The organism is Clostridium sp. BSD2780061688st1 H5 (assembly GCF_005845155.1).
In the GTDB taxonomy this organism is placed as follows: Bacteria; Bacillota; Clostridia; order Lachnospirales; family Lachnospiraceae; genus Claveliimonas; species Claveliimonas intestinigallinarum.
This window is the reverse complement of record NZ_SPGT01000002.1, coordinates 141,238-154,419: the sequence shown is the minus strand read 5'-3', so window position 1 is coordinate 154,419 and position 13,182 is coordinate 141,238. Positions and strand designations below refer to the sequence as shown.

12 protein-coding genes are annotated in these 13,182 nt (G+C 56.2%); 6 read left to right on the top strand and 6 right to left on the bottom strand.

Features of this window, described 5'->3' with window-relative positions; genetic code table 11:
- Window positions 1-132: 132 nt before the first annotated feature.
- Window positions 133-945, bottom strand: a complete 813-nt coding sequence (locus FGQ86_RS02150) for a MerR family transcriptional regulator (protein ID WP_033125646.1) — start codon at window positions 943-945, stop codon at window positions 133-135.
- Between the two features lie 12 nt (window positions 946-957).
- Complete coding sequence (locus tag FGQ86_RS02145) at window positions 958-3,114, bottom strand: Tex family protein (protein ID WP_033125645.1); 2,157 nt, start codon at window positions 3,112-3,114, stop codon at window positions 958-960.
- Window positions 3,115-3,338: 224 nt separating this feature from the next.
- On the opposite strand from FGQ86_RS02145, the gene FGQ86_RS02140 reads away from it, so the two are divergent.
- Together FGQ86_RS02140 and FGQ86_RS02135 are read left to right on the top strand one after the other, a co-directional pair.
- Window positions 3,339-3,938, top strand: a complete 600-nt coding sequence (locus FGQ86_RS02140; RefSeq protein ID WP_033125644.1) for a TetR/AcrR family transcriptional regulator — start codon at window positions 3,339-3,341, stop codon at window positions 3,936-3,938.
- 133 nt (window positions 3,939-4,071) lie between these two features.
- Window positions 4,072-4,539 (top strand): GNAT family N-acetyltransferase, encoded by a 468-nt coding sequence (locus tag FGQ86_RS02135; RefSeq protein ID WP_033125643.1) that lies wholly within the window; start codon window positions 4,072-4,074, stop codon window positions 4,537-4,539.
- Window positions 4,540-4,614: 75 nt separating this feature from the next.
- Here the strand turns inward: FGQ86_RS02135 and FGQ86_RS02130 are convergent, their stop codons facing one another.
- A complete protein-coding gene (locus FGQ86_RS02130; RefSeq protein WP_033125642.1) occupies window positions 4,615-5,376 on the bottom strand; it encodes a 4Fe-4S binding protein in 762 nt (253 codons plus the stop codon).
- Between the two features lie 210 nt (window positions 5,377-5,586).
- Here FGQ86_RS02130 and FGQ86_RS02125 point away from each other — a divergent pair, with 210 nt between their 5' ends.
- On the top strand, window positions 5,587-6,030 hold the full coding sequence (locus FGQ86_RS02125) for an Rrf2 family transcriptional regulator (protein WP_033125641.1): 444 nt from the start codon (window positions 5,587-5,589) through the stop codon (window positions 6,028-6,030).
- Here FGQ86_RS02125 and FGQ86_RS02120 read toward each other — a convergent pair.
- On the bottom strand, window positions 6,000-6,473 hold the full coding sequence (locus tag FGQ86_RS02120) for an Lrp/AsnC family transcriptional regulator (protein WP_033125715.1): 474 nt from the start codon (window positions 6,471-6,473) through the stop codon (window positions 6,000-6,002). The two genes, FGQ86_RS02125 and FGQ86_RS02120, sit on opposite strands and share 31 nt — an antisense overlap.
- A 393-nt stretch (window positions 6,474-6,866) precedes the next feature.
- On the opposite strand from FGQ86_RS02120, the gene FGQ86_RS02115 reads away from it, so the two are divergent.
- Complete coding sequence (locus FGQ86_RS02115; protein WP_138302844.1) at window positions 6,867-8,126, top strand: Glu/Leu/Phe/Val dehydrogenase; 1,260 nt, start codon at window positions 6,867-6,869, stop codon at window positions 8,124-8,126.
- A 30-nt stretch (window positions 8,127-8,156) separates the two neighbouring features.
- Here FGQ86_RS02115 and FGQ86_RS02110 read toward each other — a convergent pair whose 3' ends face one another.
- A complete protein-coding gene (locus FGQ86_RS02110) occupies window positions 8,157-10,544 on the bottom strand; it encodes a ribonucleoside triphosphate reductase (protein WP_138302843.1) in 2,388 nt (795 codons plus the stop codon).
- A gap of 166 nt (window positions 10,545-10,710) precedes the next feature.
- A complete protein-coding gene (locus FGQ86_RS02105; RefSeq protein WP_033125638.1) occupies window positions 10,711-11,400 on the bottom strand; it encodes an anaerobic ribonucleoside-triphosphate reductase activating protein in 690 nt (229 codons plus the stop codon).
- A gap of 136 nt (window positions 11,401-11,536) precedes the next feature.
- Between FGQ86_RS02105 and FGQ86_RS02100 the strand changes: the two genes are divergently transcribed.
- Together FGQ86_RS02100 and FGQ86_RS02095 are read left to right on the top strand one after the other, a co-directional pair.
- Window positions 11,537-12,019, top strand: coding sequence for an Lrp/AsnC family transcriptional regulator (locus FGQ86_RS02100; RefSeq protein WP_347562471.1), 483 nt, complete (start codon window positions 11,537-11,539; stop codon window positions 12,017-12,019).
- Window positions 12,016-13,182 (top strand): aminotransferase class I/II-fold pyridoxal phosphate-dependent enzyme, encoded by a 1,167-nt coding sequence (locus FGQ86_RS02095; RefSeq protein WP_138302842.1) that lies wholly within the window; start codon window positions 12,016-12,018, stop codon window positions 13,180-13,182. The genes FGQ86_RS02100 and FGQ86_RS02095 overlap by 4 nt, the downstream gene beginning before the upstream one ends.

The window sequence follows — 13,182 nt, the reverse complement described above, 5'->3', positions numbered from 1 at the left end:
AAATTTTTGTTTGTATTTTCTATAATTTCACAATTTCTTCCCCTCCCTGCGTCTTGTTTTATTCACAAAATAACACAACCTGGAAGTAACTTCCAGGTTGTGTCCTGTCCGCTCTGACCGGAAAAGGAGTCCCTATTTCTCTTCAAGAGGAATAAAGATCTTGAAATAATTCCAGTCGTTCCCGTTCTCGTCAAAGGTGATCTTCAGCCGGATCCCAAAGGCCTCCGATGGCGTGCCGGGCCAAAGCAGTCTGTAATAGCGGCCGATCTCCTCCGCCATGGTCCCGTCCGACACATAGGGGCCGGTGATCTTCAGATAGATCACAAAGGCTCTGCCTGCCGGGACATAGCGGTAGCCCTTCTTCTCCCGGATCCACTCCCGGTCCTCCCCGGGAAAGATGCCCATGCCCCAGGAGTAGCCTCTCTTTTCCCCCCGCAGGTACTCCCTCTCCATGTGCACAGTGGTCTTGCTCACAGGCAGAAGGGTGGACAGGTTGAGCCCGTCCGCCTCCAGATAGTCTCCGCCGTCATAGTCCAGCTCCTTTGTCTGGGAGCGGAAATAGAAATCTCCACACTCCTCTATATACCATTTTCCCAGGCGTCCTTCCAGCTCCCGGATCTCCCTGCGGAAAATCTCCAGCCTTCTCTTCTGCTCTGTAAGGGCACGGATCTCCTCCTCGATCTGGCTCTCCCGCTCATCCAGAAGCTCATCCAGCCGCCGGTCGCCGGCCTCCTTGACCAGCTCCTTTGTCTCCTTCAGGGGAAAGCCCATATTTCTGTATTTCACACACTCGTAGATGTCCGTACAGATCCGCATGTCGTAGGACCGGTAGTTGGAGCTCTCCTTCCGGTTGGAGGAGAGAAGTCCGATCTTCTCATAATATTTAATTGTGTGGGCGGGGATGCCGGTAAATTTTGACAGCGTCCCTATGGTCTTCTCGCTCATTTCTCTTCCCTCTTACGAAATTCCCTTCATGGTCAGCTGGATCCGCTTTTTCTTCAGGTCCACACCCATGACCTTCACATCCACAATATCCCCTACGCTGACCACCTCCAGGGGATGCTTGATAAACTTCTTGTCCGTGATCTGGGAAATATGGACCAGCCCGTCCTGGTGCACGCCAATGTCCACGAACACACCGAAGTCAATGACGTTCCTGACAGTCCCCTTCAGGACCATGCCCTCCTTCAGATCCTTCATCTCCAGCACATCCGTGCGCAGGATGGGCTTTGGCATCTCGTCCCTGGGATCCCGTCCCGGCTTCTCCAGCTCCTTCACGATGTCCCGCAGGGTAGGCTCGCCGATGCCAAGCTCCCCGGCCAGCTTCCCGTAGTCCCGGATGGTGAGGGACAGACCGGTCAGCCTTCCCCCGGCCACATCCTCCGGTGTGAAGCCCTGCCGGCTCAGCAGCTCCCCGGCCGCCTGATAGGTCTCGGGGTGGACCGCCGTTGCGTCCAGGGGATTGTCCCCTCCTGTAATACGCATAAATCCGGCGCTCTGCTCAAAGGCCTTTGGCCCCAGCTTCGGCACCTTCAAAAGCTGCCTTCTGTCCGTAAACCGGCCGTTTTCCTCCCGGTAGGCCACAATATTCTTCGCGATAGCGCCGCTGATGCCTGATATATAGGCAAGAAGCGGCGCAGAGGCCGTGTTCAGATCCACGCCCACTCTGTTCACGCAGTCCTCTACCACACCGGAGAGGGCGTCGCTCAGCTTCTTCTGGTTCATGTCGTGCTGGTACTGGCCCACGCCGATAGACCTGGGATCGATCTTCACCAGCTCCGCCAGCGGATCCTGGAGTCTCCTGGCGATGGAGGCGGCGCTCCTCTGCCCCACATCGAACCTGGGGAACTCCTCGGAGGCCAGCTTGCTGGCCGAGTACACAGAGGCGCCAGCCTCGCTGACAATGACGTACTCCACCTTCTGGGGGATTTCCTTCAGAAGCTCCACGATAAACTGCTCCGACTCCCTGGAGGCGGTGCCGTTCCCCAGGGAGATCAGGGAGATATTGTACTTGGGGATGATCTTTTTCAGCAGATCCTTGGAAGCCTTTATCTTCTGGGGCGTGGTAGGCGCCGTGGGATAGATCACCGTAGTGCCGATAACCTTGCCTGTCGGATCCACCACCGCCAGCTTGCAGCCCGTCCGAAAGGCCGGATCCCAGCCAAGCACCGTACGTCCTGCGATAGGCGGCTGCATGAGGAGCTGTTCCAGGTTCTTCCCGAACACCCGGATGGCCCCGTCCTCCGCGCTCTCTGTCAGCTCGCTTCGTATCTCCCTCTCGATAGCAGGGGCGATGAGCCTCTTATAGCTGTCCTCCACCGCTTCCCTAAGCACCGGGGAGGTGTAGGGGTTGTCCCTGTGTATGGTCTTCTTCTCCAGATACCGGAGGATGTCCTCCTGGGGCGCCTCGATCTTCACGGTGAGGAATTTTTCCTTCTCCCCCCTGTTGATGGCCAGGATCCGGTGCCCCGCCAGCTTTGTCACCGGCTCCTCGAAGTCATAGTACATCTCGTACACAGACTCCGCCTCCTCGTCCTTCGCCTTTGACACCAGCCTGCCCTTCTGCCTTGTCAGCTTCCGGATATGGCTTCTGTAGTCCGCGTCGTCAGAAATATTTTCTGCGATGATGTCCCTGGCCCCGGCGATGGCCTCCTCCGGGGAAGCCACCTCCTTTTCCGGATCCACATACTTTTGCGCCTCCCTCTCCAGAGGCTCCTTTGCGCTCTGCAGACTGATGAAGGCCGCCAGGGGCTCAAGCCCTCTCTCCTTGGCGATGATGGCCCTGGTCCTTCTCTTTGGCCGGTAGGGGCGGTACAGATCCTCCACCTCCACCATGGTCTGCGCGGAGAGGATCTGCTTTTTCAGCTCCTCCGTCAGCTTGCCCTGCTCCTCGATGGTGGACAGGACCTGCTGCTTTTTCTCCTCCAGCCCCCGCAGATACTGGAGCCTCTCGTGGAGAGTCCTAAGCTGGGTGTCGTCCAGGGTGCCGGTGGCCTCCTTTCTGTAACGCGCGATAAAAGGGATGGTGTTCCCCTCATCGATCAGCTTTACAGCGGCATCCACCTGCCATCTCTTCACTCCCAGTTCCTCTGTGATCTTCTGATTAATGTCCATTCTCCTGCTATTCCTCATTTCCTATCATATATCAGTCAAAGCTGCCCGGCGCCAGCCCCAGGGGAACCGGCCCGTCAGGCATGTATAATATGTATTATACCGGAAACAGGACAGACGCGCAACGAGAGACAAAATACCGAGTTCACTCTGTTTTCTTGAAACTGCCCCGGAAATATGCTATGATACAAAAAAGAAACAGTATCACACAAAGGGGATTTATTAATATGGGAGAAACACAGGAATTATCCAGACAGCAGCAGAAGTCAAAGGAGACAAAGGACCGGATCTTCCAGGCCGCAAAGACCATCCTTCGCAAGAAGGGCTACGAGGGGCTGTCCATCAAAAATATATGCGAGGAGGCCGGCGTGTCCAATGGCAGCTTCTACCACCACTTCAAGACAAAGGACGACCTTCTGTCCTACTACATCGAGGAGCAGCCCAGCGTGGACGCGGACTGCCTGGATCTGCCCGCCAACGCGGAGGAGGCCAAGACAGCCATCATACACGTCTATCTGAATTACGTGAAATACTGCCGGGAGCTGGGCCTGGACTTTGTGTCCAACTACTACACGCCAAAAAACCAGTCCCTGAACCCGGACATCCGGACCGAGCGCCCCTACCCCATCGTCACGGTTCAGAATTATCTGCAGCGGGCCCTGGAGGCCGGCGCGATCCAGCTGAAGTATCCTCTCGAGGCAGTCACAAGCGACATCCGCACCATTGTCATCGGCGTGGTGTTCGACTGGTGCCTGAAGATAGGGAAATCTGACTTTGAGGGCAATATGCGCCGTCTTCTCACCACCTACCTGGATGGACTTTTCTGAAATGCATAGTACATAATCCGGCCCCGGCTCCTCATGGCAGCCGGGGCTCTTGCTTTCCCCTGATCCCCGTGATATGATGGGGGCAGACGCCGGCACAGAACACGAAAAGTGCCGGGCAAAGGAGTTATCGATTATGCTGATCATCAGAACAATGGAGAAAAAAGACGAGGCAGTCATCCTGGAAATGATGAAGGACTTTTACAACAGTCCCGCCTGCCTTCACACAGTCCCGGAAGAGAACTTCCGGCGTACACTGGCAGAGGCCGTGGCAGGAAACCCCTGCGTCAGAGTCCTGATCCTGGAGGAACAGGAAGCCAATGACCCACAGGCGGAAGCTGTCACCCTGGGCTATGCCCATTTCACCGTTTCCTGGAACAACGAGGCCGGCGGAGAGCAGATCTGGTTTGACGAGCTGTATCTGAAAGCCGAGGCCAGGGGAAAGGGCTGCGGCACAAAGGTCTTCCGGTGGATCGAGGAGCACTATCCGGATGTAAAGCGTATCCGTCTGGAGGTCACAAAGGAGAACACCCGGGCTATCTCCCTGTACGAGAGGCTGGGATACGGGGAACTCCCCTACTATCAGATGTGCAAGGACTTTTAGTAACACAGGAGCAGGCGCCCTCTTTGGGGGAGGACGCCTGCTCCTTTCTGTCCCTTCCGGCAGATCTGCCACATATTAAATGTACAGCTCGCACTCCTTCCTCTCAGAGCACGTTTTTTTCAGCATAGCGCCCACCGCGGCCAGCATGACGCCGCTCACCTTCCGGGCGGAGTGAGGACAGACGGATACGCAGCGCATGCAGGAAATACAGGCCTTGCTGTCCACGTTTTTGGGGTCATTCTTATCAATGGCCTGCACCGGACATTTCGCAGCGCACAGGCCGCATTTCACGCAGTCCTTTGTGGGCTTCGGCGTCATGCCGGCTCCGCCCTCCTTCTTGTAGGGGCGATTGCCCGGAACCGCCGGCTCTGAGGCGTCTCCTGCGTCCAGCTTCTCCCGGATCTTCCCTCCAAAGCCCTGCAGCTGCTCCTTGTCCTGTGCATCCGGACGGCCCGCCGCGAACTGCCGGGCAATGGAGTGCTCCGCCACAGCGGCCACCGCGGCTGTCACGCGAAAGCCCGCCTGCTTTGCGATATCCTGCAGTTCAACCAGGGTATCCTCGTAAGCCCGGTTGCCGTACACGCAGACAAGAACCGCTCTTGCGCCATTCCCTCTGATGGCCCCAAGTCTCCCGGCCGCTGTCCCCGGCACACGTCCGCCGTAGGACGGAACTGCGATCACCGCCACATCCTCTTCCTCCAGAGAAATGCCGGAGAAATCTGCCCTGCTGTCTGTCAGATCCACGCTCTCTGTCTCTTTGGCCAGCTCTCCCGCCAGAATATCCGCTGCCTTCTTCGTTCCTCCTGTGGGGCTGAAGCAAATCTCATAAAGTTTCATCTCACATCTCCTCCTGTCAATCTCTTACACTTGCAAATCCGCTTCAAAATGTATAAAATAGGATAATGTAAATTGAACATTTACATCTTTGTACAGTATAGCACAGGCCAGATGTAAAATCAACATTTACATCCCCCCTGTCCCTGTTACAGGAAGCTATATGAATGCCAATGAACAACACCGTTTTAATTATGGAGAGAGGATGGAAAGATGCAGATCAGCATGAAATGCTCCGTGGCAGTACACTGCCTGATTTTTATATATGAAGCGAAGGGAAAGGCCAGGGTGACAAGCACTCTGCTCTCCCAGAGCACAGGCTGCAACCCGGTGGTGATCCGCAATGTGTTCAGCGCCCTGAAGAAAGCCGGGATCATCACCGTCGCCCGGGGTGCCGGAGGCGCCGAGCTTTGCATGTCCCCCGCCGACATCACACTATACATGATCTACCAGGCTCTTGAGCCGGACGGCCTCTCCTCCCTCATCGGGATCCATCCCTGCGCGGACCGGAAATGTCCGGTCGCCCAGAACATCCACCTGGTTCTGCAGGGCCCCTACCAGGAGATTGAGGAAGCTATAAAAAAGACAATGAAGGGAATCACCCTGGAGTCCATGATCGAGGATTTTCACAGGAGGGTGGAGGAGCCGGACTCCTGATCCTCCCGCACCTCCGCTGTGATCCCCCTGTGCTCCACAGAGGTGGAGAACACGATCAGCGTCTTGGTCCGCCCAAAGCGCTGCAGCTCCCCGATAAACTGATCCAGCTCCACTGTGCTGGGGAAGAGCACCTCCAACACCATGGAATAGTCCCCGGTGACGCAGTTGCACTCGATCACATTGGGACAGGCCTTCGCAAAGGGATAAAATTCCTTTTTGTCCTCAGGCACCACCTCCAGATTGATCAGCGCCTTGATGTGATACCCCAGAGCGACCGGGTCGATCTGGGCGTGGTAGCCAGTGATAAATCCTTTTTCCTCCATCTTCTCTATTCTGGCGGACACGGCCGGCGTGGAGAGGTAGACCTTATTGGCTATCTCCTTCAGGGGCGTCTTCGCGTTCTCCTGCAGAATGTCCAAAATCACCTTGTCTATTGCGTCCAGCTTGTCATTTTTCATGCGCTCTCCTCCTGTTCTCTGTCCTGCCGTCAGCATACAGCCGGGATCTTCCCCGCAAAATAAAAAAGGCGTATCCGCACTTCCCCCGCGGACACACCCTTGCGTCTCAAATTCATGTTGCTGTCAGATTTTATATTTTTATACGCCAAGCATAGCACCGGCGCGCTCTCCTGTCAATCGGGCTTTGATTTTAAGCTCCACCTTTCAGGTTTAATTTTTTTAAGTATCAAGCGTCAGATTGTTTCAAAGTAAAACATTTTCAGTAAAAAAAGTAAATCTTTCTCGTTGTTTTCTCCCCCCATTGACTCCTGATTTTCAAAGTCTTACCATTTTTTTCAGTTGATGCGCAGCAGCAAAAAGCAGTGAAGGAGAAAAAACATGTCACATACATACGATCCCTATACCAATGTAATCGACACCATGACCAAGGCAATGGAGCTGGGACACATCGACCAGTCCATGTTTGAGATCCTGAAAAATCCCCAGCGGGAAATCAAGGTATATCTACCTGTAGAAATGGACGACGGCACGGTCCGGGTCTTCGAGGGATACCGGGTACAGCACTCCAATATCCGCGGCCCCTTTAAGGGCGGCATCCGCTATCACCAGAACTGCGATTTAAATGAGGTGAAGGCCCTGGCAACATGGATGACCCTGAAGTGCGCGGTCGCCGACATTCCCTACGGCGGCGCCAAGGGCGGCATCCAGGTGGATCCCCACACCCTCTCCAGAAGAGAGCTGAGAAACCTGACCCGGCGGTACACCTTTGCCATCGCCCCCATCATCGGGTCCGACACAGACATCCCCGCTCCCGACGTGAACACCAATCCCCAGACCATGGCCTGGCTGCTGGACACCTACAGTCAGCTGAAAGGGCATCCCTGTCCCGGCGTGGTGACCGGCAAGCCTGTGGAACTGGGCGGCTCAAAGGGAAGGAATTCCGCCACCGGCCGGGGCGTGGTCATCAGCACCAAGCTCCTCCTGGCACAGCAGGGACGCGGACTTGCCGGTACCACCGTCGCCATCCAGGGGATGGGAAATGTGGGCGCCAATGCGGCCCGCATCTTCTACCACAGGGGCGTGAAAGTGATTGCCATCAGCGACATCTCCGGCGGTCTCTACTGCGAGGATGGACTGGATATCGACACCATCTCTGTCTTTCTGGATCAGGAGGGCGCTCTTCTGAAGGATTACAGCGCGCCGGGCATCCGGCATATCTCCAACGAGGAGATCATGACCTGCAAGTGCGATGTGCTCGTTCCCGCCGCCCTGGAAAATCAGATCACAGCGGAAAATGCCGGCAAACTGAACTGCTCCTTCATCGTGGAGGCCGCCAACGGCCCTACCACCGAGGAGGCGGACGCCATCCTGGAAAAGCGGGGCATCACCCTCATACCGGATATCTTCGCCAACAGCGGCGGCGTCATCGTCTCCTACTTTGAGTGGGTGCAGAACATCCAGGAGCTGACCTGGGACCGTGACCAGGTAAACGAAATGCTGGAAAAGCTCATGACCCGATCCTTCCAGAGCCTTCTGGACGTTGTGGATGAGTGTCACTGCACGCTCCGCATGGCGGCCTACATCGTGGCCCTGCGGAAGCTGGTCACAGCAGAAAAGATGAAGGGGATCTTTCCGTAAAAAGATCCCCTTCATCTTTACCCGTCCTGTTTATCCTTCCGCGTACTTCCTGATGCTGGACGCATTGGTCAGCTTCTCCACCCCGTTCTCTCCGATCACCACCAGAGTCGGCGCGGACATGATCCGGTACTTCTTTGCCAGGTCTTTGTGCTCCTGGGCATCCACCACCCTGTACTCGATGTGGGCCTCCTCCAGCGCCTGCTTCGCGATGGCGCAGTTGGGGCAGGTCCTGGTAGTGAAGAGCAGCTTCACAGGGGCCGCCAAAGCTTCGTAATTCTCTCCCGCTGTCGTTTTTTCTTCCATCTCTCCCTGCATCTCATCCCCCTGGTCATGGGCGTGGAAATGAGAGTGGCTCAGGTCGTAGACCTTTCTGTCCCTGAACTCCTGGGCTTTTCCGTCGTTCCAATTCTGCACCGGGCGGTAGTAGCCGGTGATGCGGCTGTAGACCTCCGTCTTCTGTCCGCACTCCGGGCAGGTGTAGTGCTCGCCCGCAATGTAGCCGTGATCCTTACAGATGGAGTAGGTGGGGGACAGTGTATAGTAGGGGAGCTTATAGTTCTCCGCAATCTTTCGCACCAGGGCCGCCGCCGACTTCCAGGAGGGAAGCTTCTCTCCCAGGAAGGCGTGGAAGACGGTTCCCGAGGTGTACAGCGTCTGCAGCTCATCCTGGATGTCCAGGGCGTCGAAAATGTCCTCTGTGTACCCCACCGGCAGATGGGTGCTGTTGGTGTAGTAGGGTGTCCCGTTCCCCTCCGCCGCTGTGATGATGTCCGGGAACTGCTCCACATCATGCTTGGCAAACCGGTAGGCCGTGGACTCCGCCGGGGTGGCCTCCAGGTTGTAGAGGTCGCCGTACTCCTCCTGGTAGCTTGACAGGCGCTCCCGCATGTGGTTCAGTACCCGCTTGGAAAATTCCTGGGTCTCCGGGTGGGTCATGTCCTTTCTGATCCACCTTGCGTTCAGCCCCGCTTCGTTCATGCCCACAAGGCCAATGGTGGAAAAATGGTTCTCAAAGGTGCCCAGATACCGCTTTGTGTAGGGGTAGAGCCCGCCCTCCAGGAGCTTTGTGATAACCGTTCTCTTCACGTGGAGGGATCTGGCGGAGATATCCATCAGGTGGTCCAGCCTCTCCATGAACTCCTCCTCATTCTCCGACTGGTAGGCAAGCCGTGGCATGTTGATGGTGACCACGCCCACAGAGCCTGTGCTCTCCCCGCTGCCGAAGAAGCCGCCGGATTTCTTGCGCAGCTCCCGCAGGTCCAGGCGGAGACGGCAGCACATGCTGCGCACGTCGCTTGGCTCCATGTCGCTGTTGATGTAGTTGGAGAAATAGGGTGTGCCGTACTTGGACGTCATCTCAAAGAGAAGCCGGTTGTTCTCCGTGTCAGACCAGTCAAAGTCGCTGGTGATGGAGTAGGTGGGGATGGGATACTGGAAGCCCCTCCCGTGGGCGTCCCCCTCGATCATGATCTCAATGAACGCCTTGTTGATCATGTCCATCTCCTCTTTGCAGTCCCCGTAGGTGAAATCCATCTCCTTTCCGCCCACGATGGCCGGCAGGTTCGCCAGGTCGTCCGGCACCGTCCAGTCCAGGGTGATGTTGGAAAACGGCGCCTGGGTTCCCCAGCGGGAGGGCGTATTGACACCGTAAATAAAGGACTCTATGCACTTTTTCACACCCTCGTAGTCCAGGTGATCCGTCTTTACAAAGGGCGCAAGGTAGGTGTCAAAGGAGGAAAATGCCTGGGCTCCTGCCCACTCGTTCTGCATGATGCCGAGGAAATTCACCATCTGGTTGCACAGCACGCTTAAGTGCTTTGCCGGTGAGGAGGAGATCTTTCCCGGAATTCCTCCCAGCCCCTCCTGGATCAGTTGTTTCAGGGACCAGCCCGCGCAGTAGCCGGTCAGCATGGACAGGTCGTGGATGTGGATGTCCGCGTTCCTGTGGGCCTGTCCGATCTCTTCGTCATAAATTTCCGAGAGCCAGTAGTTGGCTGTGATAGCTCCTGAATTGCTGAGGATGAGTCCCCCCACAGAGTAGGTGACCGTGGAGTTCTCCTTCACCCTCCAGTCGTTGATATTGACATAGTTATCCACGATCTCTTTGTAATTCAGCATGGTGGAATTCAGATTGCGGATCTTCTCCCTGTTCTTCCGGTAGAGAATGTAGGCCTTGGCCACATCCGCGTAGCCCGCCTGGACCAGCACCCGCTCCACACTGTCCTGGATCTCCTCCACCTGGACAAGGTCCTCTCTGATCTTCGGCTCAAAATCCGCCGTCACCTTCAGCGCCATCATGTCAATGATGGTGGGATGATACTGCTTCTTTTGTGCCTCAAAGGCCTTTGTGATGGCCGCGCTGATCTTGGCTATGTCAAAGTCCGCGATCTGGCCGTCTCTCTTTACAACCTGGTACATGTGACAACCTCCCCTTTTTATCTGTTTGGCTTCGCTCAATTTTTTCGTTCCGACCTCTTTATCATAGCATCACAGTCCAGCGCAGTCAACAAAAACAACAATATATTGTGTTGTATTTTCCCTGTCACGCACAATATATTGTTGTTATGTATTCTTTACGTAATAGTCACACTCCCCGGAGCTGCGCGGTTTTCACGTACTTTTTGACGATCTCCAGCGCCTGGAGGAGGATTTTTTTGTCGTAGGCGTGGAGGCCGGGAGCGAGTACATGCCCGGAGTCCACGAACTGCTGGAGGAAATACTGGTCTGCCCCCTCGATCCATTTTCCCATGGCCTCAAAGTCCGCTCTCTGGTGGAACTCACGCACTACTGTGGTGCGGAACTCATAGGGAATGTCGCCGCCCATGAGGAGGCGGATGCTCCTGTCAATCCGCTCCACATCACACAGGGGCGCCCCCGCAGTCCTTCCGTAGTGCTCCGGCGAGTTCTTCAGGTCCATGGCCACATAGTCCAGAAGTCCCTGCCCCGCCAGGTACTCCAGTCGGTCCGGCAGGCTCCCGTTGGTGTCCAGCTTGACGCAGTATCCGAGAGAGCGCACCTCCCGGATAAATTCCTCCAGATCCGGCTGCAGGAGGGGTTCTCCCCCGCTTATGCACACTCCCTCCAGTATGCCCTGCCGTTTTTTCAGGAACCGGAAAATCTCTTCCCCGGCTACAGTCTTCTCCGCCTCTCCTGTCACCAGATCCCTGTTGTGGCAGAAGGGGCACCGGAAATTGCATCCCCCGGTAAAAATCGTGCACGCCACCTTGCCCGGATAGTCCAGAAGGGTCAGCTTCTGTATGCCGCAAATGACCATGACCTGTCGCCTCCTCCTCATATTTATGCACTACTATAGCATATTTTTTTCAAATGAGGAATGACAAAAACCGGAATGAGGCTTATAATGGAGCGTATATCATGAAATGACTGAAGGAGGAGACTACATGGACAAAATCAGAAAACAGATCCTTCTCACACTTGAGACAAACAGCAGGATCGACCTAAGCGAGCTGGCCGTGCTTCTGGGCACCGATGAGGTGACCATCGCAAACGAGGTGGCGGCCATGGAAAAGGAACATATCATCTGCGGCTATCACACACTGATCGACTGGGACAGAGCGGGCGAATCCCTCGTCAACGCCCTCATCGAGGTGCGCGTCACCCCCCAGAGGGATCAGGGCTTTGACAAGGTAGCGGAGCGCATTTACAACTACCCGGAGGTCTCCGCCGTGTACCTCATATCCGGCGGCTACGACCTGCTTGTGACCATCGAGGGCCGCACCCTGCAGGAGATCTCACATTTTGTCTCCGGCAAGCTGTCCCCTATCGACGAGGTCATCAGCACTGCTACCTATTTTATTCTGAAAAAATACAAAGACCACGGAACCGTCCTGGCAAAACCATCTAAAGGAGAAAGGATGCTGATCACACCATGACAAGAAACCCATTATCTAAAAAAGCCACTGCCCTGGCTCCCTCCGGCATCCGGAAGTTTTTCGATATTGTGAGCGAGATGGAGGACGCCATCTCCCTGGGCGTAGGGGAGCCTGATTTTGACACCCCCTGGCGAGTCCGGGAGGAGGGTATCTACTCTCTGGAGAGAGGGCGCACCTTCTATACATCCAACGCGGGGCTCAAAGAGCTGAAGGTGGAGATCAGCCGGTACCTGGAGCGGACCATCCATGTAAACTACGATTACAACAGTGAGGTGCTGGTGACCGTGGGGGGAAGCGAGGCCATTGACCTGGCCTTTCGGGCTATGCTGGATCCCGGGGACGAGGTGCTCATCCCCCAGCCAAGCTATGTGTCCTACCTGCCCTGCGCCGTGCTGGCAGACGGAGTTCCTGTAACCATCCCCCTACAGCACAAAAACGCCTTCAAGCTGACACGGGAGGAACTGGAGACAGCCATCACACCCAGGACGAAGATCCTGGTCCTCCCCTTCCCCAACAACCCTACCGGCTCGGTCATGACCCGGGAGGATCTGGAGCCCATCGCGCAGGCTGTCATCGAGCACGACCTCTATGTAGTCTCCGATGAGATCTACTCTGAACTGACCTACAACGGAGCGCACTGCTCCATCGCATCTCTGCCGGGCATGCGGGACCGAACCCTGGTCATCAACGGCTTCTCCAAAGGCTTTGCCATGACCGGCTGGCGTCTGGGCTATGTCTGCGGACCCGCTCCCATCGTAGAGCAGATGACCAAGATCCACCAGTATGCCATCATGTGCGCTCCCACTACCAGCCAGTACGCAGCTGTGGAGGCTCTGCGAAACTGCGGCAAGGACGTGGAGCAGATGCGGGAGTCCTACAACCAGAGACGCCGCTTCCTCATGAACGAATTCCGGAAGATGGGCCTTCAGTGCTTTGAGCCCTACGGCGCCTTCTACGCCTTCCCCTCCATCCGGGAGTTCGGCATGACCTCCGAGGAATTTGCCACCCGCCTCCTCCAGGAGGAGAAGGTGGCCGTGGTGCCGGGGACTGCCTTCGGCGACTGCGGCGAAGGGTTCCTGCGCATCTCCTACGCCTACTCTCTGGCGGATTTAAAGGAAGCCCTCGGACGGCTGGAGAAGTTCGTCAGCCGGCTGCGGGGATAA

Bases quoted from the DNA above. Each gene is read 5' to 3' on its own strand.
- FGQ86_RS02150 (WP_033125646.1), bottom strand. From the start codon at position 945: ATGAGCGAGAAGACCATAGGGACGCTGTCAAAATTTACCGGCATCCCC.
- FGQ86_RS02145 (WP_033125645.1), bottom strand. From the start codon at position 3,114: ATGGACATTAATCAGAAGATCACAGAGGAACTGGGAGTGAAGAGATGG.
- FGQ86_RS02140 (WP_033125644.1), top strand. From the start codon at position 3,339: ATGGGAGAAACACAGGAATTATCCAGACAGCAGCAGAAGTCAAAGGAG.
- FGQ86_RS02135 (WP_033125643.1), top strand. From the start codon at position 4,072: ATGCTGATCATCAGAACAATGGAGAAAAAAGACGAGGCAGTCATCCTG.
- FGQ86_RS02130 (WP_033125642.1), bottom strand. From the start codon at position 5,376: ATGAAACTTTATGAGATTTGCTTCAGCCCCACAGGAGGAACGAAGAAG.
- FGQ86_RS02125 (WP_033125641.1), top strand. From the start codon at position 5,587: ATGCAGATCAGCATGAAATGCTCCGTGGCAGTACACTGCCTGATTTTT.
- FGQ86_RS02115 (WP_138302844.1), top strand. From the start codon at position 6,867: ATGTCACATACATACGATCCCTATACCAATGTAATCGACACCATGACC.
- FGQ86_RS02110 (WP_138302843.1), bottom strand. From the start codon at position 10,544: ATGTACCAGGTTGTAAAGAGAGACGGCCAGATCGCGGACTTTGACATA.
- FGQ86_RS02105 (WP_033125638.1), bottom strand. From the start codon at position 11,400: ATGGTCATTTGCGGCATACAGAAGCTGACCCTTCTGGACTATCCGGGC.
- FGQ86_RS02095 (WP_138302842.1), top strand. From the start codon at position 12,016: ATGACAAGAAACCCATTATCTAAAAAAGCCACTGCCCTGGCTCCCTCC.